This window comes from Stenotrophomonas africana, from assembly GCF_013004645.1.
Lineage (GTDB): Bacteria > Pseudomonadota > Gammaproteobacteria > Xanthomonadales > Xanthomonadaceae > Stenotrophomonas > Stenotrophomonas africana.
Genome location: NZ_JABEME010000004.1, coordinates 122938 through 147651 on the forward strand (window position 1 = coordinate 122938; position 24714 = coordinate 147651).

A 24714-nucleotide genomic window follows, 5' to 3' on the forward strand; every position below is an offset into this window, starting at 1 on the left:
CGCAGCACAGGCCACGTCATCCAGCGCCATGCCCACCGCATCGCGACCTGAGGCTTCCGGGCCGGTCTCCGGGCTTGCCGCCGGGTGGCGCGAGGCCACCGTCCAGGCGCCTTCCCATGCTTGCGGCACAGTGGCGTTGTTGCCTGGAACTGACGTGCTTACCGTTGCGGGGGCAGCGCCGGCATGGCGTGGCATCACGCGTCACCGGCTTCCCGTTTCAACCTGCCGGCCGTGGCCGCAGGTCACCTGGAAGTGCGCGCAGTCTACGGCATCGCAGGCGGCCCGTAGTGTCGAACGTGTTCGACTGCCTTTGCTGTGCCTTTAGAATGGTCCCTCGATCCCGTGGTGCCGTTGCCGATGTCCGCCCGTTTTCCGCTGTTCCCGCGTTGCCTGTACAGGACTTGCGCATGATCCTCGACCTGGTCCGCCATGCCGGCAACGGTCGCGATGAGTTCCTCGATGGCCGCAGTGATCCGCCGCAGCTGGCCCGCCTGCCGCAGGAACTGGTCGATGCCTACGCTGCGCAGCCCTGGGAGCGGGTGATCAGTTCGCCGCGGCTGCGCTCGCTGCACACGGCGATGGCCCTGGCCACCCCGCGTGGACTGGACGTGGAAGCGGACGAGGAATGGGAAGAGCTGGACTTCGGCGATTGGGACGGGCAGTCGCTGTTCGACCTGCCGGAGGATGCACTGGCCGCCTTCCATGCCGACCCGCACGCGTTCCCGCCGCCGAACGGTGAAAGCTGGGGCCACTTCGAGCGGCGCATTGCGCGCGCGCTGGATCGCCTGCTTGATGATGACGATCCGGTACCGACGCTGGTGGTCAGCCATGGTGGCCCGCTGCGCATGGTGCTGTCGCAGGTCTGCGGCCTGCCGATGTCGCTGTGCTGGGCCCTGCGCATCGACCACGGCACGCGCCTGCGGGTGTGGCTGGAACGCGGTGAGGTCGGGCTGGTGGGCGAGTTGCTGGAGCTGCAGCAGCCCTGACCCATCGGTAGTGCCGGCCGCTGGCCGGCAGCCTTGGGAACGATGAATAGACCATGCAGTTGCCGGCCAGCGGCCGGCACTACCGGTGCAGTCAGTCTTCGTCGGCGTGCTCGGCCACGCTGTCTTCCGCGTCATCGTCGGCATCGAAGCGCTGCTCATGCACCGGGCCCGACGCCGGGCCGGCTGCCTTCAGCGGATGCGCGGCGATGCGCGCCTCGTAATCCTGCACCAGCGCCTCACGCTGCGGCTCGCTCAGTTCCTGCCAGTGGCAGTCCAGCAGCGCGCCTTCCAGCGAGTACAGCAGGTTCAGGCTGGGCCTGAAGCCGGCGCGCTTGACCTTGACGAAGGCGCCCACCGCACCGATCGCAACCAGGTCTTCGCGGCTGCGCAGGCCGACCTGGCGCAGCCACGCCGCACTCTTCGGGCCGATGTTGCGCAGCTTCGGCGTGCTCATCCCAGCGCCTCGATGAACACGCGGGCGATGGCTTCCAGGCCGGCCTGGTCGTCGGCATCGAAGCGGCCGACCTTCGGGCTGTCGATATCGAACACGCCGATCAGTTCATCACCGCGCAGCAGCGGCACCACCAGCTCCGAACGCGAGGCCGAATCGCAGGCGATGTGGCCGGGGAAGGCATCGACGTCGTCCACGCGCTGGGTCACGCGCTGGCTGGCGGCGGCACCGCACACGCCCTTGTCCAGCGGGATGCGCACGCAGGCCGGCAGGCCCTGGAACGGGCCGACCACCAGCTCCTTGCCGTCGTACAGGTAGAAGCCCACCCAGTTCAGGTCGGGCAGGGCGTGGTAAACCAGTGCCGAGAGGTTGGCCGCGTTGGCGATGCGGTCGGACTCGGCGTAGACCAGGCCACGGGCCTGTTCCAGCAGCTGGGCGTATTGTTCCGGCTTGCTGCCGGTGAGCGAGGCATTGGCGAACATGCCTGCAGTCTAGCAAGCGCGCCGGGCCGGCGATAATGCACGCTCTGTTGCCCCGTTGGAGCCCGTCGATGCCGTTGCCCGCCACGCTGCCGCCCGCCCTGTTCGTCACCGGCACCGATACCGAGATCGGCAAGACTGCGGCCAGCACCGCACTGCTGCATGCGCTGCGCCGGCGCGGCCTGCGCGCGGTCGGCATGAAGCCGGTGGCCAGCGGCAGCGAGGACCTGGGCCAGGGCCTGCGCAACGAGGATGCATTGGCGCTGCAGGCGGCCAGTTGGCCGGTGCCGGACTATGCCGACCTGAACCCGTTTGCGCTGCGCCTGCCACTGGCGCCGGAGCTGGCCGCTGCCGAGGATGGCGTGCAGGTGGAGCTGGCGCCGATCGTGGCGGCGTTCGAACGTCTGCGTGCACAGGCCGATGTGGTGGTGGTGGAGGGTGTTGGCGGTTGGCTGGCGCCGGTCTCGGCCACGCTCGACCAGCTCGACCTGGTGCGCGCATTGCGGTTGCCGGTGTTGCTGGTGGTGGGCATGCGGCTGGGCTGCGTCAACCACGCGCGACTGACCGCGCAGTCGCTGCAGGCCAGCGGCGTGGATTGCCTGGGCTGGATCGGCAACCACATCGACCCGGCGATGCAGCGCCAGGATGAAAACATCGCCACACTGCAGCAGCGCCTGCCGATGCCGTACTGGGGGCGGCTGCCGCATCTGCCGGGGGCGGATGGTGAAGCGCTGAGCGCGCACCTGCTCGACGCCTGAATTGCTGAAACGCGAAATCGATGCCGGAGAGGGTAGAGTCGACTGTCAGTCGACTCGCGCGCGCAGCGCGGGATTTTCGGGCATCCGGTGAAGAGCAGTCGACTAACAGTCGACTCTACCTATCAATCAGCCCGCGCCAGCTCCCGCGCGATCGCACCCAGCCTCTCCACCGCACCGATGAAGCGTGCATCCAGCGTCTGGCAGCACGACAGCCGCAGGCAGTGGCGGTAGCGTGCGCCGCGCGAATAGACCTGGCCGGGCATGAACACGATGTCCTCCTGCAGTGCACGCTCGAACAGCTCGCGCGTATCCACGCCCGGCAGTTCCAGCCACAGCAGGAATCCGCCCTGCGGTTCGGTGGCACGGGTGCCGGCCGGGAAGTGTTCGGCCACCAGCTGGCGCAGGCGCCCGACCTGTTCGCGATACAGGCGACGCATGCGGTGCAGGTGGTGCTCGTAGCTGCCCGCCTCCAGGTACGCCGCCACCGCATCGCCGAGCAACTGCGGCTCGCCGCCGGTGGACTGGAATTTCAGCAGCGCGATGCGTTCGGCGAAGCGGCCTCCATCCAGCCAGCCGATGCGGTAATCCGGCGCCAGTGTCTTGGAGAAACCACCGACCACCATCACCCAGCCATCGCGATCGAAGGCCTTCAGGAGCGGTGCCGGCGGTTCGCAGAACTGCAGCTCGGCGTACACCGCATCCTCGATCAGGGGCAGTTGCCGTGCGTTGACCAGTTCGGCCAGGCGTTGCTTGGCCACTGTCGGCATGGTGCAGCCGAGCGGGTTGTGCACGGTCGGCATCACCACCAGAGCCGCCAGCGGCGTGTGCTCCAGCAGCGCATCCAGCGCATCCACATCCAGTCCGTGCTGTGGGTGGGTGGGCAGTTCGATGGCCTGCAGACCGAGGTTGGCCAGCAGGGGGTACAGGTTGAAGTAGGACGGCGCCTCGATGCCCACCGCATCACCGGGCTGGGTGACCGCGCGCAGCGCCAGCTGCAGCGCTTCCATCGCACCGTGGGTCAGCAGCAGGCGTTCGCTGTGGGTGTGCAGGCCCATGCGCGGGCCACGTCGCACGATCTGCGCCAGCAGACGCGGCGATCCGTTTGGTCGCGCATAGGTCTCCACCGTCTGCTGGCCGTGGCGCAGCACCTGCGCGGTGTGACGGGCCAGCTGAGCGCCTGGATAGAACTGGCGACCGCGCGGGCCGGCGAAGGCGAGGTCGATCACGCCGGGGCGACGTTGTGCCTCCAGCACGCGGGCCATCAGCACCTGCTGCAGCGGCGCGGTGGGCGCGGACGGGGTGTCGCGCAGCGAACGCTCCGGCACCGACAGCCGCGGCGCCACCTCGAAGCCGGCCTTGGGCCGCGGAATGACCAGGCCGGCATCCTCCAGCTGGCGATAGGCGGCAATCACTGTGTTCAGGCTGAGCCTGCGCTGCAGGGCCATCTGCCGCAGCGAGGGCAGGCGGCTGCCGACCGGAAGGCGGCCGCCGTGGATGGCTTCGGCCAGCTCGTCGGACAGCCGCTGGTAGCGGGGTGGGATCATCGCGCTCTGGTCATCTGTATCCATCGAATTTCCCGCCATCTGGTGCTGTACCCATGATGATGGCGAGCCTAGCATGTCGTTGTCGGCCGGGCCTGATCGGGGCACGGCCGGTCTTTCGAAACGCACGGCCGGATGGCCGTGCGTCTTTTTTTGTGTGTAGAGCCGAGCCCATGCTCGGCTGTACTTCCGCCAACGGCAGCCGAGCGTAGGCTCGGCTCTACAGAAGAGCACCGCCGAGCGTCGGCCAGCCCAAGGGGGAATGCCGGCTACCGCATCGGCACCAGCGCCGCCTCGCGCCGGTACAGCGCCGGGAACTGCTTGCCCAGCGCGGTCAGCTTCGGTGCGTCGTAGTAGCGGATGTAGGCCGCCTGCGGGTAGTTCGTCATGTAGTTCTGGTGGTAGCTCTCGGCCGGGTAGAAGCGCTGGCCGCTGACCAGCTGGGTGACGATCGGGGCGCGGTAGCTGCCGGCCTGGCCGAGCTGGGCGATGTAGGCGCGGCTGGCCGCCTGCTGGCGGGCGTCATCAGTGAAGATCGCCGAACGGTACTGGCTGCCGTGGTCGGGCCCCTGGCGGTTGAGCTGGGTCGGGTCGTGCGCCACCGAGAAGAACACCTGCATCAACTGCCCGTAGCTGACCTGGCGTGGGTCGTAGTCGATCTTCACCGCTTCGGCATGACCGGTCTGGCCGCTGCTGACCCGCTCATAGCGGGCATTGGCAGCGCTGCCACCGATGTAGCCGGACACCGCATTGCTCACGCCTTTGACGTGTTGGAACACGCCCTGCACGCCCCAGAAGCAACCGCCGGCGAACACCACGCTGGCGTGGGTCGCGTCATCGCGGAACGCCGCATCGCCGGTGGGTGCCGGCAGTGCCTGGGTCTGCGCGCTGGCTTCGACCGGCGCCGCGGCCGCGCCATGGTCGACCAGCAGCACACCGGCGATCAACGCCGTGGCCACCAGACCTGCAACACCGGCGGCGATGCCTTGTTCAAAGGAGAGTTTCATCGTGTGCTCCCGGTTCAACCGAAGGTGAAGGCGTAGGCCTGCACGCCCGCGTCAAGGAATTCGATCTCGAAGCGGTGCGGGCCGATCGTGCCGCGCTGTCGGATCAGCTGGTACAGGCGGTGCTCGTCGACCACACCGCTGCCATCGGCACCGACATCGCTGCCGGCATCGCCGGCGGGCAGCGGCTTGCCGTCCAACAGCACGCGGAAGCGCACCGGCTTTCCACCCTGGCCCGGCGCCAGCACCAGATGCAGGTCGCGCGCATGGAACTGGAAGGCGATGCGGCCACCGGCCTGCTGCAGCTGTGCGGCTTCGTCGCTGACGGTCCAGCGTCCGGACAGGCCCCACTGGTTCAACGCGAGCGTGGCCGGCATGGTGTAGTCGAACGCGGTATCGCTGCGCTGCCCGCCGGGCGAGGAGAACTGCTCGGCGCGGGCGTGGCCCAGATAGGTTTCCGGCGAGCGCAGATTGCCCATGTCGGCCTGCGCGGCCACGCCCTTCAGATCGGCGGCGGCCGGATCGGCCGGCGGTGGCAGATTCGTCTGGCCTGCTTCGGTCAGCAGGCGACGGATCATCTGTTCCGAGCGCGCATAGTTGCCTTCGCCGAACTGGTGCCCGCGGATGTTGCCCTGCGCATCGACGAAATACTGCGCCGGCCAGTAGCGGTTGTTGAACGCGCGCCAGATGGAGTACTGGTTGTCGAGCGCCACCGGGTACTCGACCTTCAGCTGCTGCACGGCCTTCATCACATTGCGCGGGTCACGTTCGAATGCGAACTCTGGCGTGTGCACGCCGATCACCACCAGGCCATGGTCGCGGTAGCGACGTTCCCATTCGTGCACGAACGGCATCGCACGCAGGCAGTTGATGCAGGAGTACGTCCAGAAATCGACCAGCACTACCTTCCCGCGCAGCTGCTGGTTCGTCAGCGGCGGGCTGTTGAGCCAGCCGGTGGCGCCGTCCAGCGCGGGCAGGGTGCCTTCCACCGGCAACGGTGCATCGGCCGCGGCGTTGGCACCGGCCATCATCATCATCGGCGGTGCCGCTGGCTGCGCACCGGGTACCGCGTCCAGCAAGCCCTGCTCGATGCGCGCAGTGCTGACCGTCGAAAGGCGGGTCAGCAGGCCGGTATCCCATCCCAGGCCGATCGCCACTACGGCCAGCAGCGCCGCCACACCCAACACCTTGCGCAATACATCGCCGAGGCCAAGCCGCGCCTGCAGCGCACGGAACACGCGGCCGCCCACCCACACCGCCAGCGCCAGCGCGGTGATCGCACCCAGCGCATACGCCAGCAGCAGCGCACTGGTACCGACGCTGGCGCCATGCAGGGCAGCACCGGTCAGCACCAGACCGAGGATTGGCCCGGCGCAGGGTGCCCACAGCAGGCCGGTGGCGATGCCGATCAGCAGCGAGGTCCACGCGCCGCCGTGCCCCGCGGCATCCGCCGCATCGGCACGCGCGCTCAAGCGGGCACCCACGCGCTGGAACGGCGCCAGAAGATGGTCGGCCAGTCGCGGCCACAGCAGGGCGACCGCGAACAACGCCATCAACAGCAGGGCGATCCAGCGTCCGACCTGGTTGGCCTGCGCCACCCATTGGCTGCCCACCGCGGCCAGGCTGGCGACCACGGTGAAGGTCAGTGCCATGCCCAGCAGCAACGGCAGTGTGCTGCGCAGGAAGGGACGGTCGGCACGCGCGAACACGAACGGCAGCACCGGCAGGATGCAGGGGCTGAGCAGGGTCAATGCGCCCCCCAGGTAAGCAAGCAGCAACAGCAGCATGGTCAGGCTCCGGAAACAGGAGAAGAACCGACCGGCACCCGCCACCCGTCGGCGGTGCCATCCGTGGCGCCGGGAACGAACACCATCGCCGCACCGTTCATGCAGTAGCGCAGCCCGGTCGGGCGTGGGCCGTCGTTGAACACATGGCCGAGGTGGCCACCGCAGCGGCGGCAGTGCACCTCTACCCGCAGCATCCCGAAGGTGACGTCGCGGTCTTCGCCGATGGCGTTGTGCAGCGGCGCCCAGAAGCTGGGCCAGCCGGTGCCGCTCTCGAACTTGGTGGACGATGAGAACAACGGCAGCGCACAGCCGGCGCAGGCGAAGGTGCCCTGCCGGTGTTCCGTGTTGAGCGGGCTGCTGTACGGGCGCTCGGTGGCCTGCTGGCGCAGCACCGCGTACTGCGCCGGGGTCAGTTGCTGGCGCCACTGCGCATCGCTGTGCATGACTTCGAACTGTCGCGGCGGGCGCGCTTCAGCGGCCGCCGGGGCGGCGCGGCTGCAGGCCCCCAGGCCGAGCAGGCCGGCGGCGGTGGCAACACCGCCCAGGCCCAGCAGATGGCGGCGGGACAGGGACATGGCGGACTCCGGGAAGGGGCGACGGGGCCATGCTGCGCCCGCCCGGGTCAACGAATCCTCACGCAGGATTCAATTTTTCGTGAGGTATCGGCGGCCATCCCGCGCCACAATGCAGCCAGCCTCCCCACTGGCCCCGAGCTGCCGATGTCCACCAAACGCGTGCTGATCGTCGAAGACGATGCCCACATTGCCGACCTGCTGCGCATGCATCTGGGCGATGAGGGCTACGACGTCGCCCATGCCGCCAGTGGCGACGCCGGCCTGCGCCTGCTCGAGCAGGACGGCCCGTGGGATGCGCTGGTGCTGGACGTGATGCTGCCCGGCGTGGACGGCCTGCAGGTCTGCCAGCGTGCACGCGCGATGGCGCGTTATGTGCCGATCATCATCATCAGCGCGCGTGGCAGCGAAACCCAGCGCATCGTCGGCCTGGAACTGGGCGCGGATGATTACCTGGCAAAACCCTTCTCGATGCCGGAACTGGTGGCACGGGTGCGCGCATTGCTGCGCCGTGCCGAGGCGATGGCGCAGAGCGCACGCATCGACGCCGGCGCAATCGAACTGGGCGGCCTGCAACTGGACCCGGTGGCGCGCACCGCCTCGGTGGACGGCAATGCGCTGGAACTGACCCCGCGTGAGTTCGACCTGCTGCTGTTCTTCGCCCGTCATCCGGACCAGGTGTTCGCGCGCATGGAACTGCTTAACCAGGTCTGGGGCTACCAGCACGATGGCTACGAACACACGGTCAACACCCACATCAACCGCCTGCGCAGCAAGATCGAGCCGGACCCGGCCAATCCACGGCGATTGCTGACGGTGTGGGGCCGTGGCTACAAGCTGGTCGACCCGGCCGGGGCGGCGACATGATCAAACCGAACCTGTGGCAGAAGCTGGCGGTGGTGATCGCTGCATTGATGCTGATGTGCTGCATGGCACTGCTGGCGCTGCAGATGCGTGCCAATACCCGCCACGAGCAGGAGGTGGTGCAGCGGCTGTCGCTGGGCCTGGCCGAGCACATCGCCCAGCGCAGCGAGCTGATGGATACCAGCGGCATGCGTGATGCGGCGGTGCGCGCGCTGTTCGGCCAGTTGATGGCGGTCAATCCCAGCGTCGAGGTCTACCTGCTGGACGACCAGGGCCGTATCCTCGGCCACGATGCGCCCAGTGGGCATCTGGTGCGCAATCGGGTGGACGTGGCGCCACTGCGTCGCCTGCTGGCCGGTGCGCCGTTGCCGATCCTGGGCGATGACCCGCGCAGCGCGGACGGCCGCAAGGTGTTCAGTGCCGCACCGTTGATCGTGCAGGGTCGCCAGGCCGGCTATGTGTACGTGGTGCTGGTGGGCGAGCACCGGCAGATGCTGGCCGACGATCTCGCCGCCGGCAGCCAATGGAACACCACGCTGTGGTCGGTCGTGCTGGTGGGGGGGCTCGGCCTGCTGGCCGGGCTGGTGGCGTTCTATTGGGTGACCCGCCCACTGCGGCGGCTGACCCGGCGCATCCAGGCCTTCGACATCGATGCGCCGACGCCGCTGCCGCCGCCGGAGCCGCTGCGCCCAGGTGAGCGCGACGAACTGGTGATCCTGGAACACGCACACGCGCAGATGGCGCAGCGGCTGGGTGAGCAATGGCAGCAGTTGCGCCAGCAGGACCTGCAGCGGCGCGAACTGGTGGCCAACATCTCGCATGACCTGCGCACGCCGTTGTCGTCGCTGCACGGCTATCTGGAAACGCTGGCGTTGAAGGACGCTACGCTGTCGCCGGATGAGCGCCGCCGCTACCTCGGTATCGCGTTGGCGCAGAGCGCCAAGGTTGGCCGGCTTGCGCGTGCGCTGTTCGAGCTGGCGCGGCTGGAACATGGCGAAGTGCGCCTGGAGTGGGAAGTGTTCGCGCTGCCGGAACTGCTGCAGGACGTAGTGCAGAAGTTCGAGCTGGCCGCGCAGGCGCGCAACCAGCGCCTGCACGCCGAGTTCCCGCCGGGCCTGCCATTGGTGCGGGCCGACCTGGGCCTGGTCGAGCGGGTGCTGACCAACCTGCTCGACAACGCGTTGCGGCATGCGCCGGAAGGTGGCCGGATCGATGTGCGCCTGCGTGCGACGCCCGACAGCGTGGAGGTCAGCGTGGCCGATGACGGCCCCGGGGTGGCGCCAGCGCTGCGGAACCAGTTGTTCCAGGCACCGGCTGCGTTGGGAGCACGGCGCGGCGAGAACGGCGGCTTGGGCCTGTTGATCGTGCAGCGCATCGTGCAGCTGCACGGGCGCCGGATCGAACTGCGCGACAGCGAGCGCGGCGCGTTGTTCGTGTTTGCCTTGCCGCGTGCCGAACCCGCGGTCTAGCAGGTCGTCTCGCTCTCCACGGCACCGCTGCTTTCCAGCGGCAGGTGCAGGCGGATGCAGGCACCGCCCAGTTCGGAGTCGGTTACTTCAACGTGGCCGCCATGCTTGTCGGCCACCACCTGCACCAGTGCCAGGCCGAGGCCGAACCCGGGGCTGCCCGGATCCAGCCGCACATAGGGTTGCAGCACCTGGCCGCGCAATTCGGGTGCGATGCCGGGGCCATCGTCCTCCACCTGCAGGCACAACCAGCCGTCGTTGACCGTGCTGGCGATACGGATCTGCCGCCGTGCGTAGCGCAGGGCGTTACCGAGCAGGTTGCGCAGCGCCAGTTCCAGCATGTGCCGGTTGACGTTGACCAGGCCTGCCGGCGACAGCACCTGCTGTACCGGCATCGGCAGCGGTGCGAACTGGGCCACCACGCCACGTACCAGTGCCGCCAGCTGCAGGCGCTGGCGGGTCAGCTGGTGACAGCGGCCGAGGGCGGCGTACTCGACACCGGCATCGGTGAGGTGCTGCAGCCGATCGACATCGGTACGCAGCCCGCCCAGCGCATCGCGCTGCACATCGTCGAGCGCGGTGTCCTCCAGGTCGGCCAGGCCGAAGCGCATCCGCGCCAATGGCGTGCGGACTTCGTGCGCCACCGCCTGGGCCAGCACGCGCTGGCTTTCCAGCAGCTGCTGCAGCTGCTCGGCCATGTGATTGAAGGCATTGGCCAGCGGCCGCACCAGCGCGGTTCCGGCGCGCGGCGCGCGGGTATCCAGCTGGCCGTCGCGCATCTGCCGGGCGGCCTGGGCCAGCTGCGAGACGTCGCGCCACAGGCGGTAGACCATCACGTACATCGGCAGTGCCACTGCCACCATCAGGATCAGCAGCAGGATCGCCACGCCGGACACTTCGCTGTCCTGCCAGCCCTCGTCCGGCAGCGCTTCGTCCAGTGGCCCCAGCATCACCGCGTAGTCGCTGTCGCCGATCCGCTGCAGGCTGCGCATGTGCTCCAGGTCGATCTGCACCCGGCCGTTGTTGAACGGCGGTCGCTGGTTGGCCGACAGCGCCTTCTCCGCCTCGGCCAGCGGCACCATCCGCAGGGCGTAGGCGAAGTCAGCGTCGAGCCCGCGTGCCAGGGCGGGCCATTGCTCGCGTGGTGTTTCCGCGAAGCGTTGCTGCAGCAGCACATGGGTGCCGCGCATCTCGGCCAGCAGGCTGGCTTCGGTGCGGTCTTCCAGCAGTGCATCCCAGGCCCACAGGCCAAGCACGATCAGCAGCAGGTGGGCAACCAGGAAGCCAATGCCGTAGCGCAGGAAGTGGAAGGCGTGGCCGCGCATTGCCGAAGGCGTGCGCTTCATCCCCATGCCGAGCGGCTGAACAGATAGCCGCGTCCACGGACGGTCTTGATCCGCTCCGGTTGTTCAGGGTTGTCGCCCAGCTTGCGGCGCAGGCGCGAGATGCGTGCATCGATCGAACGGTCCAGGCCGTCGAAGGCGATGCCACGCAGGCCGCGCAACAGTGCATCGCGGTCCAGGATCTGGCCGGCGTTGCTGGCCAGCAGGAACAGCAGGTCGAACTCGGCCGTGGTCAGCTCCAGCAGGCTGCCCTGCAGGTGGACGTTGCGGGTGGAAGGGTCGATGCTCAGCTCGCCGAATCGCAGGCTGCCGTCGCGCGGTTCGACCCGGCGATGGCGGCGCAGGTGCGCACGCAGGCGGGCCAGCAGCACCCGCGGTTCGATGGGTTTGCCGATGTAATCGTCGGCCCCCAGCTCCAGTCCCAGCACCTGGTCGATGTTGTCGGTGCGGGCGGTCAGCACACAGATGATGCCGTCGTAGTGGGGCCGGATCTGTCGACACACTTCGAAACCGTCCTGGTCCGGCAGACCAACATCCAGCAGGACCAGGGCCGGCTTCTCAGCCAGGATCCGGGTCACCGCACGCTCGCCGCTGCGCTCGTGGGCGACCTGGTAACCATGCCGCTGCAGATAGTCACTGACCATCGTACCCAGGCGGGCATCGTCTTCGACCAGTACGATATCCAGCATTTTCAAGGCCTCCGTGGACGCAAACGTACCGCCACGGCACGAGCGCGGCGATGCTATCCCAGCCTTCGGGCCGCCCGGGTCCCGGGGGCGGGCGCCATTCAGCCGGGGTTGCTGGCGCACCGGCCGGGTCTCAGCCCCGGCAACAACTTGCCGCCCAGCATAGCCGGTTGCCGTTACAAAACGTTACCTTCGTGATACGTCCGGTGACCATCGCTGACAGCAACGCGACTGACGCAGGGCGGGGGACGGGCTGAGCATGGAGTCTCCTCCGTTCCGCGTGCCGCCCCCATGTCGCCCGCCGCCCCCTGCCTGCTGAACCCGTCCCGCCGCTGCCACTGCGGAGGTGCCCGATGAGTGGCGTGGTTGGCGCCTGGCTGCCGCCGGCCGAGGACGAGCATCTGCTGCAGCAGCTGGCGCCGATGCTGCGCGCCCTGCAGCAGCGCGGCCGGGGCCGCATCGGCTACTGGACCGACGCCGAGGCCGGCCTCGCACTGGGGCACTGCCGGGCACCGACCGACACGCCGCTGCAGCCGCTGAGCTCGGACTGCGGTCGCTACGTGTTGTGCCTGGACGGCCGCCTGTACAACCGCGCCGACCTGCAGTCGCAGCTGCACGAGCTGCCGCGCAGCTGCAGCGATGCCCGGCTGCTGCTGCAGGCGATTGTTGAATGGGGCGTGGAGCGGGCACTTTCCCGCATCGAGGGCGCCTTCGGTTTCAGCGTCTGGGACCGGGAGTCGCGCGTGCTGTGGCTGGCCCGTGATCCGGTTGGCGAGCGGCCGCTGTACTACGGCTGGTACCAGGGCCAGTTCCTGTTCGCCTCCGAAATGAAGGCGCTGCAGGCGTTCGCCGGCTTCGCGCCGAGCATCGACCAGGATGCGCTGAGCCTGCTGCTGCGCCACGACTATGTGCCGGCGCCGCACACGATCTACCGGGGCATCCACAAGCTGGTGGCTGGCGCGGTGCTGCGCATCGATCTCAGCGACCATGCTGCGGGTTACTCCAGCCAGGCCGCGCAGGGGGGCGCGCGTTACTGGTGCGCACGCGATGCGATGCAGAGCGCATTGCAGGAACCACTGCTGCCGGCGCCGAGCCTTGAGCAGGCCACAGACCAGCTGGAAGCCGTACTGCAGAAGGCCATCGCTTCACGCATGCACTCGCCATTGGCCTGTGGCGCGTTCCTGTCCGGCGGCACCGACTCGTCGCTGGTGACGGCGATGATGCAGGCCCAATCCACCCTGCCGATCGAAGCATGGACGGTCGGTTTCGACGATCCCGGCCATGACGAGAGCGATTGGGCCTCGCAGGTCGCGCGGCATCTGGGCGTGCAGCACCATCTGCACCGGATGGACGCGCGCCAGGGCCTGGATCTGCTGCAGCGGCTGCCGCAGGTCTGGTGCGAGCCGTTCGCCGATGCCTCGCAGCTGCCGACCCTGCTGGCCAGTGAACTGCTGGGCGCGCGCAAGCCGGTGGCGCTCACCGGCGACGGTGGCGATGAACTGTTCTTCGGCCACCCGAGCTATGGCCGCGCGCTTCGCAATGCGCGCCTGTGCGGTGGCCTGCCGGACTGGGTGCGCGATCTGGCACGGCGCAGCGGCAACCGCATGAACGTCGAGCGTGGCCGCCTGGGCGGCTGGCGTGCGTTGGTGGCCGAGGTCGCCGCCAATGACGTGGAAGGTCACTACCTGCAGCGCGTGACGCGCTGGCGGCAGCCGGCACAGGTGGTGCTGGGCGCGCGCGAGCCGATGACGATCTTCCAGCAGCAGGACACGGCGCTGCCGGCCGAAGCCCGCATCCAGCTGCTGGATTTCCGTATGGATCTGGCTGAGGGCATCCTCGCCAAGGTCGACCGTGCCGGCATGGCGGCCGGGGTGGAAACCCGTGCGCCGCTGTTGGACATGGAAGTGGTGCGCTTGGCTTGGCGGCTGCCGCAGCACCTGAAGTATCACGACGGTGAGCACAAGCGCATTCTCAAGCACCTGCTGGCACGCTATCTGCCCGAGCCGCTGGTGTACCGGCCCAAACGCGGTTTCGGCCCGCCGATGGCACGCTGGCTGGCCGGCCCGCTGCGCGATTGGGCCGAGGCGCTGCTGGACCCGCAGCTGCTGCGCAACCAGGGCTGCTTCGATGCGGCGCGCGTGCGCGGTATCTGGGAAGCGTTCCTGCGCGGCGAGCGCAAGTGGCACACGCACCTGTGGAACGTCCTGATGTTCCAGGCATGGCACCAGCACTGGCACGGTGGGCGGGGGCGCTGAGGTTCCTTCGCGGGTTGTCCTGCGCGGCGCAGGGCGGAGGCCCTTGCGTACGAATGTCCTCCGGCGCCGGCCGTTGGCCGTCACCTCCCCCTTTACTTCGTACGCAAGGGCCTCCGCCCTGCGTTCGAAATCTATCGGCGCCTCCTTGAAAGGCTGCCGCGAGCACTGCGCTCTACCTACCGCACGCCGAGCCTCGTCGGGGCGGGCAGGGGTTTGGGCAAAGTAAAGGAGGAGGTGACGGCCAACGGCCGGCGCCGGGGGACATTTGCCCAGGCCACTGCCCGCCCAGGCGGGGCCAATCAGTTCGCAGAGAAGTGAGACGAAGAAGTGCTCTGCAATCCGGACGCCAGGCAAAAAAGACCCGGCAGAGGGAGGGATCTGCCGGGTCCGGATTGCGTGGGGGGAGGGACCCACGCAATGAGCGTTGCGTCGCGTCAGTGGTTGTTCGCGTCCGCCGTTGATTCGTTGTAGCCCTGCACCAGTTCGGACCAGGCCTTGCCGGCCACCAGGCCAAGACCGACCACGTCCTGCTGGGCCTGGCCCAGCCGCTGCAGGTTGTCCTGCCACAGCTGTGCGCCCTTGCTGAGCATCCCGGCCGCGTCGTCGCTGCGGGCCAGTTCACCCAGCCAGCCGCCGGTCGCGGTCAGGTTGCGCTCCATCACCTTCAGCTGCACGCCGAACATGCTTTCCGCGTTCTCCAACGCCAACCGGTTCGCGCGCGTTGCCGCGGCGGCGAACTGGCGGGTGGCATCACTGAAGCGATCGCTGAAGGCGGTGGCCATGGGGCATCAGGGAGTGGCTTGATGCAATGCAGCATACGCCGTTGATGCGGCAATGCAACAAAAATAACAAAGGCGCCCACGGCGCCTTTGAAACACCTTTCAGATCAATAGGTTGATCAGGCCGCCGGGCCGCGGTAACGGCAACCGGAGGTGCAGGTTTCGTGCACGGTGATCTCGCTCAGCGCCGGCAGGCTGGGCTTGAGTTCGTTCCAGATCCACACCGCCAGATTCTCGCTGGTCGGGTTCTCCAGGCCGGGGATGTCATTGAGGTAGTGGTGGTCCAGGCGGTCGTAGATCGGCTGGAAGGCCGCCTTCACGTCGCCGAAGTCCATGATCCAGCCGGTCTGCGCACCGGGCTCGCCCTCGACCTTCAATTCCACCCGGAACGAGTGGCCGTGCAGGCGCGCGCACTTGTGCCCCGGCGGCACGTTGGGGAGGCGGTGCGCCGCCTCGAGCATGAAGACTTTGAAGATTTCCATGGCGCGATTGTACGCCGCAGGTGGCCGGCCGGCCTGAGCGGATGTTGGGTTTTTGTGAAGTAAGTCTTTCCATCCGGATGAAGAGATGATAGTTTCTCTTATATCCGTATGAAGAGATGTTATTGGCCGGACCCTGGCCAGGCATGGACTACTGCGGGACTACGTCGCCCTTTCCACCTCCCCCACATCGTCATGCCCAAGCACACCCTGCTCGTGGCGGCCCTGGCCGTCGCTCTGGCCGCGCCTTTGTCCGCCGCCGCCGAAACCTCCGCCGACGCCAGTGGCGACGCCAGCACCCTGGCCGCCGTGCGCGTCACCGGTTCCAACATCAAGCGCACCGATACCGAGGCCTCCAACCCGGTGCAGGTGATCGGCCGCCAGCAGCTGGAACAGACCGGCAAGGCCACCGTGGCCGACGTGCTGCGCTCGATCTCGGCCAACACCGGCAACGCCAGCAACGAAACCACCAACAATGGTTGGGCGTCCGGCTCGGCCGGCATCGGCCTGCGTGGCCTGTCGCAGAAAAACACGCTGGTGCTGCTCAACGGCCGTCGCCTGGCCAACTACGGCTTCCCGGCCGGTGGCCTGTCCGATACCTTCGTCGACCTCAACGCGCTGCCGCTGGTCGCGGTCGAGCGCATCGAAGTGCTCAAGGACGGCGCCTCGGCGGTGTACGGCTCCGACGCCGTGGCCGGCGTGGTCAACATCATCACCCGGCAGAACTTCGAAGGCGCCGAGATCGGCGGCAGCTTCGGCGGTGCCGACCAGGGCGGCCTGCACGAGCAGAACCTGAAGTTCGTCGGCGGCCTGGGTGATCTCGACACCGATGGCTACAACATCCTCTTCAGCCTGCAGGGGTACAACCGTGAGCGCCTGGACCAGGACGAACGCAACCTGACCAGGAGCGGCATCTACACCGACAAGCTGGGTGGGCGCTGGAACGGCTGGTCGGCCAAGGGCGCGCGCTACCTGGTCAACGGCGTGTCGGTACCGATGCTCGACGCCAACGGCAACTGCCCGACCGGCACCACCCGCGTGGCCAGCGCGCCGATCGATGGCCTGGCCGGCGACACCTGCGGCTTCAACCAGGCACCGTTCACCACGCTGATCCCCTCGACCAAGCGCTACCAGGCCTACGCCAACGGCACCTTCCGCCTGAACGACAACGTCGAAGCGTTCGGCGAAGTGCTGTACAGCCAGATCAAGAGTGCCGCGTGGTTCGGCAGCAGCCCGTTCTTCACCCTGGAGAGCGGCCGCTTCGCACTGAACGCCAACAGCGGCCTGGCCGAGCCGGTGTCGTCGCTGCTGCCGGCCAACAATCCGTACAACCCGTACGGCCGCGCGATCCCGATCGAGTACACCTTCTTCGACCTGGGCGGCACGATCAAGACCAACCGTTCCACCGCCTACCGCGGCGTGTTCGGCCTGCGTGGCACCACCGCGTCGTGGGACTGGGAAGTGGCCGCGTTCGGTGCACGCAGCAGCGAGCGCGAGAGCGTGTCCGGTGGCTTCGCCAATCGGTGGGCACTGGCCGATGCGCTGGCCACGGGCAGCTACAACCTGCTCAACCCGGCGGCCACGCCGCAGTCGGTGCGCGACTCGATCAACATCGCCACGCTGCGTCCGGCCGAATCCAAGCTGCAGGGTATCGATGCGAAGATTTCCGGCAGCCTGGGCCACACCTGGGCCGGCGAGATCGGCTTCGCTGCCGGTGCCGAGTGGCGCCGCGAGAAGCTCGATTCCAACAACCCATGGCAGATCGACGCCGGCCTGCAGGTGCGCCCGGCCATCGCCGAAGTGCACGGCAAGCGTCAGGTCAGTGCCGTTTATGCCGAAGTGAACGTGCCGCTGGCGTCGACGCTGGAGCTGTCCGCCGCCGCGCGTGCCGATCACTACGATGATTTCGGCGATGCGTTCTCGCCGAAGCTCGGCCTGCGTTGGCAGCCGCTGGATTTCCTGCTGGTGCGAGCGTCGGCGTCGAAGGGCTTCCGCGCACCGTCGCTGTCGGAAAACTCAAACAGCACCAGCATCGCCTACGGCAGCGTGGTCGATCCGCGTGATCCGGACGTGCCGGGCTCGCGGCAGAACCCGACTTTCTTCACCGTCGGCAACAACGCGCTGAAGCCCGAGCGCACCAAGAGCGTGAACTTCGGCGTGGTGCTGTCGCCGTGGGCCAACACCAACCTGAGCGTGGACTACTACCGCATCCAGCTGGACAACCTGGTCGGCACCAACAACACCCAGACCCTGGTCAACGACAACGTGGCCGGCGCGGTGCAGCGCGATGAGCGTGGCAAGCTGCAGGCGGTCTACAACCGCTACCAGAACCTGAGCGAGCTGAAGACCTCGGGCATCGACGTCGAGCTGCGCCAGCGCATCCCGACCGCAGCACTGGGTGACTTCACCGTGTCCTCGGCCTACACCCACGTGCGCGACTACCGCCGCCCGACCGTGGTCGGCGGCCCGCTGGTGGACTACGCCGGCAGCAACCTGGGCGCGACCCTGCCCAAGGACAAGGCCACCACCACGCTGGACTGGAAGTACGGCGACTTCAATGCCGCCGTGACCTGGTACTACACCGGCAGCTACCGCCAGGAAGCCAGCACCGCCGCCAAGGCCGTGCAGCAGCGCGTCGGCAGCTACAGCCAGTACGACCTGTACCTGGCCTACACCGGCATCGACAAGCTGACCGTGTATGCCAAGGTGCAGAACCTGGCCGACAAGACGCCGCCGTACGACGCCTCGTTCCCGGGCATCCGCGCGCCGTATGACTTCAGCCAGTACGACCTGCGTGGCCGCTACTTCACGCTGGGCTTCGATTACCGCTTCTGATCCATCCGCCGCGGCCGGTCACCTGAGGGGACCGGCCGCGCGATCGTCTGCCGTTGTGTTCCAGGGGAGTCACCGTGTCCTTGCATCGCCGTGCCGTTCTTCCGCTGCTGCTTGCCGCCGCCACCGCACTGTCCTCGCCGCAGCCGGCGCAGGCACAGAGTGCGTACTTCTTCCCGCAGGTCACCGACGCAGCGGCGTTCGATGCAGCGGTGCCCACGCCGGAGCAGTTCCTCGGTTACCCGATCGGCAGCCGTTACACCCGGCACGACCAGCTGGTGGCGTACTTCCAGGAACTGGCCAAGTGCTCGGACAAGATCAGCGTGCGCGAGATCGGCCGCAGCTATGAAGGTCGCCCGCTGTTGATCGCCACCGTCACCGCTGCAGGCAATCATGCGCGGCTGGAACAGATCCGCCAGCAGCACGCGACCCTGGCCGATCCGGCGCAGCCGCGCAGCGCCGCCGGTGACAGCCCGGTGGTGGTGTGGCTGGGCTACAGCGTGCATGGCAACGAGACCTCCAGTGCCGAGGCGGCGATGCTGACGGCGTACTACCTGGTGGCCAACCGCAGTGCCGAAACCCAGCAGTGGCTGCAGCAGGCGGTGGTGCTGTTCGACCCGGCACAGAATCCGGATGGCCGCGATCGCGCCGCCAACTGGCACAATGCCTGGGCCTCCGATCCAGCCTCTGCCGACCCGGCCGACAAGGAGCACGTCGAGCCGTTCCCGCAAGGGCGCACCAACCACTACTTCACCGATCTCAACCGCGACTGGCTGGCCCTGACCCAGCAGGACTCACGGCCGAAGGTGGAGGTGTTCCACCAGTGGTACCCGAACGTGCAGATCGACTTCCACGAGATGGGCAAGGACAGCACCTACTACTTCGAGCCCTCGCCGAAGAGCATGCACAGCCCGCTGATTCCGGCGGCGTCGTATGAATTCAACAAGACCCTCGCCAGGTACCACGCGGAGGCGCTGGATGCCTTGGGTTCGCTGTACTACACCGGCGAGAATTTCGACAACTTCTCGCCGGTGTACGGTTCCACCTATCCGGACTTCCATGGCGCTGTCGGCGTTACCGTCGAGCAGGCCAGCTCGCGCGGCCGCGTGCAGGAATCGGTGAATGGCCTGCTGACCTTCCCCTTCACCATCCGCAACCAGGTCGCCACCGGGCTGGGCACGGTGCGTGGCGCGGTGACCGAGCGCAGCGGCCTGTTCGACCTGCAGAAGCAATTCTTCCAGAGCGCGCTGAAGCAGGCTGCGCAGCAGCCGGTGAAGAGCTTCGTGTTCGGCGACGCGCATGATCCGGCACTGACCCGGCGCCTGCTGGAACTGTTGCTGCTGCATCGCATCGAGGTGCGCGCGCTGGATCGTGCCGTCACTGTCGATGGGCAGCGCTTCGATGCCGGCAGCGCCTACGTGGTGCCGGTGCAGCAGGAGCAGTTCCGCCTGGTGCATTCGATCTTTGCCGAGACGCCGCCGATCAAGGGGGATGTGTTCTACGGCAGCACCAGCTATGCAATCGCACCAGCCTACGGCGTGGCCTTTGCGGGCAGCCGCAGCCGCATCGAAGGCGGCGAACGCGTGGCCGCGCTGCCGGTGGAGCAGGGCGCGGTGCTGGGCGGCGAGGCCGGATTCGCCTACGCCATCGACTGGCGCGACTACAACGCCGGGCGCGCGCTGGCCGCGCTGCAGGGCAAGGGCGTGAATGCACGCGCGGCATTCCAGCCGTTCACCACCGCGACCGCGCAGGGCGACATCAGCTTCGCCGCCGGCAGCCTGGTCGTTCCGGTTGCCGGGCAGTCGCTGCAGGGGGCGGCGCTGCTTGAGGCAGTGACGTCCGCCGCGCGCGAGGCGGGCGTACAGGTACACGCGCTGTCCAGCGGCCGCAGCCGCGAAGGCATCGACCTCGGCAGTGACGGCGTGAAAGCGCTGCGCAAGCCTGCGGTCGCGCTGGTGATGGGCGAGGGCGTGGCCGCCACCGAGATCGGATCGGCGTGGTTCCTGCTCGACCAGCAGCTGCACCTGCCGGCCAGCAAGCTGGACCCGCAGCAGCTGGGCAAGGTGCCGCTGGACCGCTACACCACGATTGTGTTGTCCGGCGGTACCTACACGGGCGTCGATGCCACGGCAGTGGCTGCACTGAAGCGCTGGGTGCAGGCCGGTGGTTCACTGGTGACCTACGGCGGTGCCTCGAAGTGGGCGATCGAACAGAAGCTGGCCGACGGCGAAAAGCTCGGCAAGGAAGAGACTGCTGACGAAAGCCGCCGCGCGTTCGGCGACCAGCGCGATATCGCCGCGATCGAGCGGGTCAGCGGCAACATCCTCAGCGCCGACGTGGATATCAGCCATCCACTGGCGTTCGGCGTGCCGCGCCGGCAGCTGGCGATCAACAAGGAGAACACGGTGACGCTGCAGCCGAGCGCGAACCCGTTTTCCACGGTGGTGCGCATCGACACGCCGCCGCGGGTGAACGGCTATCTGTCCGAGCGCAACCGCGCGCGGGTGGCAGGCAGTGCGTGGCTGCTGGTGTCGGCGCAGGGGCAGGGCAATGTGGTGCTGTTCGCCGATGATCCGGCGCATCGCAAGTACTGGCACGGCACGGATCGCCTGCTGATCAACGCGATCTTCTTCGGGAATCTGGTGAATCCGAGCAAGGCGCGGGGTTGAGGATCTGCGCGCTCATGTCATGCACGAGCCTGGAAGAGGAAAACGGTAATGCCGGCCACTGGCCGGCAACAGAAGAGGACGACGCGCCAGCGCCGTCCCCGATAGCCCCGCGCAGCGGGAACGGCGATCAGAAGCTGGCGCGCACGCCCACTCTGTATTCGGTCGTGTCCTTGTCGAGTTGGCCTTCCAGGACAAGGCCCCAGGTATCGGTGATGTTTACCTGGCCGCCCACCACGCCATACCAGCGTGCGTCCTGTCCATCGCCACCGTTGGCATAGCCGCCTTTCAGCCAGCCTTCCAGACTGTCGGTGAACCTGCCGCGCACACCCACCATGCCCAGCACCTGGTTGAACCGCGAAGTCTGGCGGGACCGCTCGTTGCCGACGCCATAGTCTGACTTCGCCGAACGGTGGTTCCAGGCGAACTCGCTGGTGAAGTCCAGGCGGTCGCTGATCGGTGCGTGATATCCCAGGCCCAGGTACGGAACGTCGAGAGTGGTCTTCACCCGCGCATCGCCCCGATGGTCACTTGCGCTGACGCGAGAAGCGCCGGCGATTACATGGAACTGTGGTGTGACAGCGAACGAACCCCGCACATACCCGCCGTTGAAGGTCATATCACCCGCGCTGTCAGCGTCCAGCCGCAGGCGGTTCCAGCCCCCTTCCACATAGGTGTAGCTGAGTTCGTCGCTGGCCGACGCCAGCAGTGGTGTTACCAGCAACAGGCAGGTTGCCAGGAGCATCTTGCGCATCTTTCAAGTCCTTGTGTGGCGCGACAACGCGGAGCAGCGACGCCCCGCACCGCAGTACGGGGAGTCCGGGGCCAGGAGAATGCAGATCCCGATCAGAAACTTGCGCGTACGCCTACACGGTACTCGGCGAAGTCGTCGTAGAACTGGCCTTCGGCAACCACACCCCAGGTACGGTTGAAGCTGACCTGACCACCGATGGTGCCTGTCCAGGTGCCATCGAAGTGGTTGTTCCCGTCGATGTAGCCTGCTTTGATCCACGCCTCGGTCATTGCAGACGGCTTGCCGCGAAGGCCGACATTGCCGACGGCTGTATTGACGGATGTCTTGTTCGTGTAGGTCACGCCGTCGGAGTGGACTTTGTCCTTGCCGCTGCGGCGGTTCCACGCCAGGTCGGCGGTGAAGTCCAGCCGGTCGCTGATCGGCATGTGGTAGCCAAGGCCAAGATGCGGCTGGTCGAACGTGGTTTTGACACTGGAATAGGCGTAGCGCGTGGTATCGCTCACGCGCGACCAGCCGCCGAACACGTTGACCTGTTCGGCGACGGCGAAGGAGCCACGTACATAGCCACCATCGGCCTTTGGATCGTTGTGGGCATTGGAGCTGATCTGGAGCCGGTTCCAGCCGCCTTCCACATACGTGTAGCTCATGCCGTCACTGGCCATGGCAGTCAGTGGAGTGCTGATCAGCAGCGCGGATACCAGGAAAATCTTGCGCATCATGCTTGTCCTTAATCAGATACCAATCCAGACCGGGACGTGCAGTGACGTGGCCCGGCTGCGACGTCATGTCGCCGGCCGAGTCTAGCCAAATTTCACGCGACGCATACATCGCCCGCGATGACGCTGACAGTGGGTATTGATCCATTCAGGAAATGCCTGATTCCTGACGCGCAGAAAAAAGGGCGCAGCTTGCGCTGCGCCCCTTCGTGCGTTGCAGGTGCGGCGGGATCAGCCGGCGCGACCGCCGCCGTTGCCGCCCTGGCCACGACCGCGGCCGCCACCATTGCCGCCGCCGCCACGACGCTGGCCCTGACCCGCGCCCGCACCGGCACGCTGCTGGCCATTGCCACCGCCCTCGCGACGGCCGCCACCGGCCTTCTTTGGGCCGGCATGCGCATGGCGCGGCGCATCGCCGTGCGGACGGCGTGCGTGGCTCTTGCGCGGTGCGCGCTCGCCGGTATCGTGCTCGGCCTTGCCCGGTGCGCTGTTGCCCCAGCGGATCGGCGTCTGCAGCTCGAAGCCCGGCACGTCGCGGATGTCCATATCGCGGCCCAGCAGGCGGGTGATCGCACGCAGCAGCTTCACTTCATCCTGCGCCACCAGCGAAATCGCCTGGCCGGTTGCACCGTTACGGCCAGTACGGCCGATGCGGTGCACGTAGTCTTCGGCCACCATCGGCAGATCGAAGTTGATTACCTTCGGCAGCTCATTGATGTCGATGCCGCGCGCGGCGATGTCAGTGGCCACCAGCACGGTCACGCGGCCGGCCTTGAAGTCACCCAGTGCACGCAGGCGCTGGCCCTGGCTCTTGTTGCCGTGGATCGCTGCGGTCTTGATGCCGGACTTTTCCAGGAACGTGGCCAGCTTGTCGCTGCCGTGCTTGGTGCGGGCGAAGACCAGGGTCTGCTCGCGGCTGTCCTGCGCCAGCAGGTGCAGCAGCAGGTCGCGCTTGCGGCCGCCGTCGACCGGGTGCACGCGGTGGGTGATGGTTTCGGCCACGGTGTTCTTCGGCGTCACCTGGATCTGTTCCGGGTTGCGCATGAACTCCAGCGCCAGCTGGCGGATGTTGTCCTCGAAGGTAGCCGAGAACAGCAGGGTCTGGCGGTTCTGCTTCGGCAGCTTGGTCAGGATGCGCTTGATCGACGGCAGGAAGCCCATGTCGAGCATGCGATCAGCTTCATCCAGGACCAGCAGTTCAATGCCGGACAGATCGATGCTGCGACGCTCCAGGTGGTCGATCAGGCGGCCCGGGCAGGCGACCAGCAGGTCGACGCCACGGCGCAGGATGTCCAGCTGGTTGCCCATGCCGACGCCACCGTAGATGCAGGCGCTGGGAATGCGCAGATACTTGCTGTAGCCGCGCAGGCTGTCATGCACCTGGGTGGCCAGCTCGCGGGTCGGGGCCAGGATCAGCGCGCGCGGCTTGCGCGGGCCGGCACGCACTTCCTGCGAGGCGGTGCCCAGGTGCTGCAGCAGCGGCAGGCCGAACGCTGCGGTCTTGCCGGTGCCGGTCTGTGCGCCGGCCAGCAGGTCGCGACCGGCCAGCGCCAGCGGGATCGCCTGCTGCTGGATCGGGGTCGGGTTTTCGTAGCCCTGCTCGGCAAGCGCACGCAGCAGGAAGGGCGCCAGGCCCAGCGATTCAAAAGACATTGAGATTGCTCCAAGTACAAGAAACGCCTGTCCGAGCGGACAGACGGGGGCAGATCAAACTGATCGGCTGACTCGGAGCGTTCCCGTGAACCGCGCTGCGAGAATTGGGTGCAGCCGGCACGAAGCGCAGGCTGGAATGCGTGACGAACGGCGTCGGAGTGGGGGCGGGCGAAGAGGGCGGACCCTGGTCGCCGGCGATCCCGGAGGGAAACGGACGGCCGCTGCAGACTCCGCAAGTCTAAACGATGTTTGAGACTTCACGCAAAAAGGCCTGTTCAGGTAAGGGTTCTGCCTGCAGGGCTTGCAGCCCTGCACCCGCAGAGGCCAGAGCTACGTCAACGTCAAAAGCGGGTGTGCTGAGGGTAGGCGGGGTGGGTCCGGTTGAGGGGGACGCCGTAAATACGTCCATGTAGGCTCGGTCGCGGCATCCATGCCGCTCACGCCCCCTCAACCGGACCCACCCCGCCTTCGACAGTTTTTCGTGATCTGTCGAATCTCATTCGATTTATTTCGATATCTGACGGATTTCGACGATGAATGATCTGGATGTTCGATCCGTCATCGGGAAACTGTCGGGGGTGGGGCGGTGGGGGTGGGCAGGACCGTTGGCGCCATGGATGGCGCCATCGAGCCCCCATGGGTG

20 protein-coding genes and 1 riboswitch are annotated in these 24714 nt (G+C 67.4%); of the genes, 7 read left to right on the forward strand and 13 right to left on the reverse strand.

Going from position 1 to position 24714, the window contains the following annotated elements; genetic code table 11:
• Positions 1–42: 42 nt before the first annotated feature.
• Positions 43–265: riboswitch (cobalamin riboswitch) on the reverse strand.
• 142 nt (positions 266–407) lie between these two features.
• On the forward strand, positions 408–986 hold the full coding sequence (locus HLA98_RS09220) for a histidine phosphatase family protein (RefSeq protein ID WP_032128728.1): 579 nt from the start codon (positions 408–410) through the stop codon (positions 984–986).
• A 91-nt stretch (positions 987–1077) separates the two neighbouring features.
• Here the strand turns inward: HLA98_RS09220 and HLA98_RS09225 are convergent, their stop codons facing one another.
• Together HLA98_RS09225 and HLA98_RS09230 are read right to left on the reverse strand one after the other, a co-directional pair.
• The gene (locus tag HLA98_RS09225) at positions 1078–1440 is read right to left on the reverse strand and encodes a TfoX/Sxy family protein (RefSeq protein WP_057501674.1); all 363 of its coding nucleotides are present in this window, start codon (positions 1438–1440) and stop codon (positions 1078–1080) included.
• Positions 1437–1919: a free L-methionine (R)-S-oxide reductase MsrC gene (locus tag HLA98_RS09230; protein WP_049444878.1), complete on the reverse strand. Its 483-nt coding sequence runs from the start codon at positions 1917–1919 to the stop codon at positions 1437–1439. Before HLA98_RS09230 ends, HLA98_RS09225 begins: the two co-directional genes overlap by 4 nt.
• Before the next feature lie 68 nt (positions 1920–1987).
• On the opposite strand from HLA98_RS09230, the gene bioD reads away from it, so the two are divergent.
• On the forward strand, positions 1988–2674 hold the full coding sequence (gene bioD, locus HLA98_RS09235) for a dethiobiotin synthase (protein ID WP_057501675.1): 687 nt from the start codon (positions 1988–1990) through the stop codon (positions 2672–2674).
• A gap of 122 nt (positions 2675–2796) precedes the next feature.
• Here bioD and HLA98_RS09240 read toward each other — a convergent pair whose 3' ends face one another.
• The 4 genes from HLA98_RS09240 to msrB all read right to left on the reverse strand — a co-directional run bounded on the left by HLA98_RS09240 (position 2797) and on the right by msrB (position 7581).
• Positions 2797–4242, reverse strand: a complete 1446-nt coding sequence (locus HLA98_RS09240) for an aminotransferase-like domain-containing protein (RefSeq protein ID WP_057501676.1) — start codon at positions 4240–4242, stop codon at positions 2797–2799.
• A 242-nt stretch (positions 4243–4484) separates the two neighbouring features.
• Complete coding sequence (gene msrA / locus HLA98_RS09245) at positions 4485–5222, reverse strand: peptide-methionine (S)-S-oxide reductase MsrA (protein ID WP_057501677.1); 738 nt, start codon at positions 5220–5222, stop codon at positions 4485–4487.
• Positions 5223–5236: 14 nt separating this feature from the next.
• The gene (locus HLA98_RS09250; RefSeq protein ID WP_057501678.1) at positions 5237–7006 is read right to left on the reverse strand and encodes a cytochrome c biogenesis protein DipZ; all 1770 of its coding nucleotides are present in this window, start codon (positions 7004–7006) and stop codon (positions 5237–5239) included.
• A gap of 2 nt (positions 7007–7008) precedes the next feature.
• Positions 7009–7581, reverse strand: a complete 573-nt coding sequence (gene msrB / locus HLA98_RS09255) for a peptide-methionine (R)-S-oxide reductase MsrB (protein WP_057501679.1) — start codon at positions 7579–7581, stop codon at positions 7009–7011.
• A gap of 144 nt (positions 7582–7725) precedes the next feature.
• Here msrB and HLA98_RS09260 point away from each other — a divergent pair, with 144 nt between their 5' ends.
• Both HLA98_RS09260 and HLA98_RS09265 read left to right on the forward strand, forming a co-directional pair.
• Positions 7726–8445 carry a response regulator transcription factor gene (locus HLA98_RS09260; RefSeq protein ID WP_057501680.1) on the forward strand — a complete coding sequence of 240 codons (720 nt, stop codon included), beginning with the start codon at positions 7726–7728 and terminating at the stop codon, positions 8443–8445.
• Positions 8442–9911, forward strand: a complete 1470-nt coding sequence (locus HLA98_RS09265) for a sensor histidine kinase (RefSeq protein ID WP_057501681.1) — start codon at positions 8442–8444, stop codon at positions 9909–9911. The genes HLA98_RS09260 and HLA98_RS09265 overlap by 4 nt, the downstream gene beginning before the upstream one ends.
• On the opposite strand, the gene HLA98_RS09270 is transcribed toward HLA98_RS09265, so the two are convergent.
• Together HLA98_RS09270 and HLA98_RS09275 are read right to left on the reverse strand one after the other, a co-directional pair.
• Positions 9908–11254 carry an ATP-binding protein gene (locus HLA98_RS09270; RefSeq protein ID WP_057501682.1) on the reverse strand — a complete coding sequence of 449 codons (1347 nt, stop codon included), beginning with the start codon at positions 11252–11254 and terminating at the stop codon, positions 9908–9910. The two genes, HLA98_RS09265 and HLA98_RS09270, sit on opposite strands and share 4 nt — an antisense overlap.
• Complete coding sequence (locus tag HLA98_RS09275; RefSeq protein WP_049444898.1) at positions 11251–11940, reverse strand: winged helix-turn-helix domain-containing protein; 690 nt, start codon at positions 11938–11940, stop codon at positions 11251–11253. The genes HLA98_RS09270 and HLA98_RS09275 overlap by 4 nt, the downstream gene beginning before the upstream one ends.
• Before the next feature lie 350 nt (positions 11941–12290).
• Here HLA98_RS09275 and asnB point away from each other — a divergent pair, with 350 nt between their 5' ends.
• Positions 12291–14192: an asparagine synthase (glutamine-hydrolyzing) gene (gene asnB / locus HLA98_RS09280; RefSeq protein WP_057499850.1), complete on the forward strand. Its 1902-nt coding sequence runs from the start codon at positions 12291–12293 to the stop codon at positions 14190–14192.
• 434 nt (positions 14193–14626) lie between these two features.
• Here asnB and HLA98_RS09285 read toward each other — a convergent pair whose 3' ends face one another.
• Together HLA98_RS09285 and queD are read right to left on the reverse strand one after the other, a co-directional pair.
• Positions 14627–14974 carry a phasin family protein gene (locus HLA98_RS09285; RefSeq protein ID WP_057499851.1) on the reverse strand — a complete coding sequence of 116 codons (348 nt, stop codon included), beginning with the start codon at positions 14972–14974 and terminating at the stop codon, positions 14627–14629.
• Between the two features lie 116 nt (positions 14975–15090).
• A complete protein-coding gene (queD, locus tag HLA98_RS09290) occupies positions 15091–15453 on the reverse strand; it encodes a 6-carboxytetrahydropterin synthase QueD (protein ID WP_049444904.1) in 363 nt (120 codons plus the stop codon).
• Positions 15454–15645: 192 nt separating this feature from the next.
• Between queD and HLA98_RS09295 the strand changes: the two genes are divergently transcribed.
• Both HLA98_RS09295 and HLA98_RS09300 read left to right on the forward strand, forming a co-directional pair.
• Entirely contained in the window at positions 15646–18285 is a 2640-nt protein-coding gene (locus HLA98_RS09295; RefSeq protein ID WP_057499852.1) for a TonB-dependent receptor, read from the forward strand.
• A 74-nt stretch (positions 18286–18359) separates the two neighbouring features.
• A complete protein-coding gene (locus tag HLA98_RS09300; protein WP_057499853.1) occupies positions 18360–20951 on the forward strand; it encodes a M14 metallopeptidase family protein in 2592 nt (863 codons plus the stop codon).
• Between the two features lie 127 nt (positions 20952–21078).
• On the opposite strand, the gene HLA98_RS09305 is transcribed toward HLA98_RS09300, so the two are convergent.
• The 3 genes from HLA98_RS09305 to HLA98_RS09315 all read right to left on the reverse strand — a co-directional run bounded on the left by HLA98_RS09305 (position 21079) and on the right by HLA98_RS09315 (position 24071).
• Positions 21079–21702: a porin family protein gene (locus tag HLA98_RS09305; protein ID WP_057499854.1), complete on the reverse strand. Its 624-nt coding sequence runs from the start codon at positions 21700–21702 to the stop codon at positions 21079–21081.
• A 92-nt stretch (positions 21703–21794) separates the two neighbouring features.
• The gene (locus HLA98_RS09310) at positions 21795–22418 is read right to left on the reverse strand and encodes a hypothetical protein (RefSeq protein WP_057499855.1); all 624 of its coding nucleotides are present in this window, start codon (positions 22416–22418) and stop codon (positions 21795–21797) included.
• A 231-nt stretch (positions 22419–22649) separates the two neighbouring features.
• Entirely contained in the window at positions 22650–24071 is a 1422-nt protein-coding gene (locus HLA98_RS09315; RefSeq protein ID WP_057499856.1) for a DEAD/DEAH box helicase, read from the reverse strand.
• Between the last annotated feature and the right edge of the window lie 643 nt (positions 24072–24714).

What these genes read in the sequence shown, in the direction of transcription:
- asnB (WP_057499850.1), top strand. Translation starts at nt 12,291, where the DNA reads ATGAGTGGCGTGGTTGGCGCCTGGCTGCCGCCGGCCGAGGACGAGCAT.
- msrB (WP_057501679.1), bottom strand. Translation starts at nt 7,581, where the DNA reads ATGTCCCTGTCCCGCCGCCATCTGCTGGGCCTGGGCGGTGTTGCCACC.
- bioD (WP_057501675.1), top strand. Translation starts at nt 1,988, where the DNA reads ATGCCGTTGCCCGCCACGCTGCCGCCCGCCCTGTTCGTCACCGGCACC.
- queD (WP_049444904.1), bottom strand. Translation starts at nt 15,453, where the DNA reads ATGGAAATCTTCAAAGTCTTCATGCTCGAGGCGGCGCACCGCCTCCCC.
- HLA98_RS09220 (WP_032128728.1), top strand. Translation starts at nt 408, where the DNA reads ATGATCCTCGACCTGGTCCGCCATGCCGGCAACGGTCGCGATGAGTTC.
- HLA98_RS09295 (WP_057499852.1), top strand. Translation starts at nt 15,646, where the DNA reads ATGCCCAAGCACACCCTGCTCGTGGCGGCCCTGGCCGTCGCTCTGGCC.
- HLA98_RS09230 (WP_049444878.1), bottom strand. Translation starts at nt 1,919, where the DNA reads ATGTTCGCCAATGCCTCGCTCACCGGCAGCAAGCCGGAACAATACGCC.
- HLA98_RS09250 (WP_057501678.1), bottom strand. Translation starts at nt 7,006, where the DNA reads ATGCTGCTGTTGCTGCTTGCTTACCTGGGGGGCGCATTGACCCTGCTC.
- HLA98_RS09265 (WP_057501681.1), top strand. Translation starts at nt 8,442, where the DNA reads ATGATCAAACCGAACCTGTGGCAGAAGCTGGCGGTGGTGATCGCTGCA.
- HLA98_RS09285 (WP_057499851.1), bottom strand. Translation starts at nt 14,974, where the DNA reads ATGGCCACCGCCTTCAGCGATCGCTTCAGTGATGCCACCCGCCAGTTC.
- HLA98_RS09240 (WP_057501676.1), bottom strand. Translation starts at nt 4,242, where the DNA reads ATGGATACAGATGACCAGAGCGCGATGATCCCACCCCGCTACCAGCGG.
- HLA98_RS09310 (WP_057499855.1), bottom strand. Translation starts at nt 22,418, where the DNA reads ATGCGCAAGATTTTCCTGGTATCCGCGCTGCTGATCAGCACTCCACTG.
- HLA98_RS09260 (WP_057501680.1), top strand. Translation starts at nt 7,726, where the DNA reads ATGTCCACCAAACGCGTGCTGATCGTCGAAGACGATGCCCACATTGCC.
- HLA98_RS09270 (WP_057501682.1), bottom strand. Translation starts at nt 11,254, where the DNA reads ATGAAGCGCACGCCTTCGGCAATGCGCGGCCACGCCTTCCACTTCCTG.
- HLA98_RS09225 (WP_057501674.1), bottom strand. Translation starts at nt 1,440, where the DNA reads ATGAGCACGCCGAAGCTGCGCAACATCGGCCCGAAGAGTGCGGCGTGG.
- HLA98_RS09315 (WP_057499856.1), bottom strand. Translation starts at nt 24,071, where the DNA reads ATGTCTTTTGAATCGCTGGGCCTGGCGCCCTTCCTGCTGCGTGCGCTT.
- HLA98_RS09305 (WP_057499854.1), bottom strand. Translation starts at nt 21,702, where the DNA reads ATGCGCAAGATGCTCCTGGCAACCTGCCTGTTGCTGGTAACACCACTG.
- msrA (WP_057501677.1), bottom strand. Translation starts at nt 5,222, where the DNA reads ATGAAACTCTCCTTTGAACAAGGCATCGCCGCCGGTGTTGCAGGTCTG.
- HLA98_RS09275 (WP_049444898.1), bottom strand. Translation starts at nt 11,940, where the DNA reads ATGCTGGATATCGTACTGGTCGAAGACGATGCCCGCCTGGGTACGATG.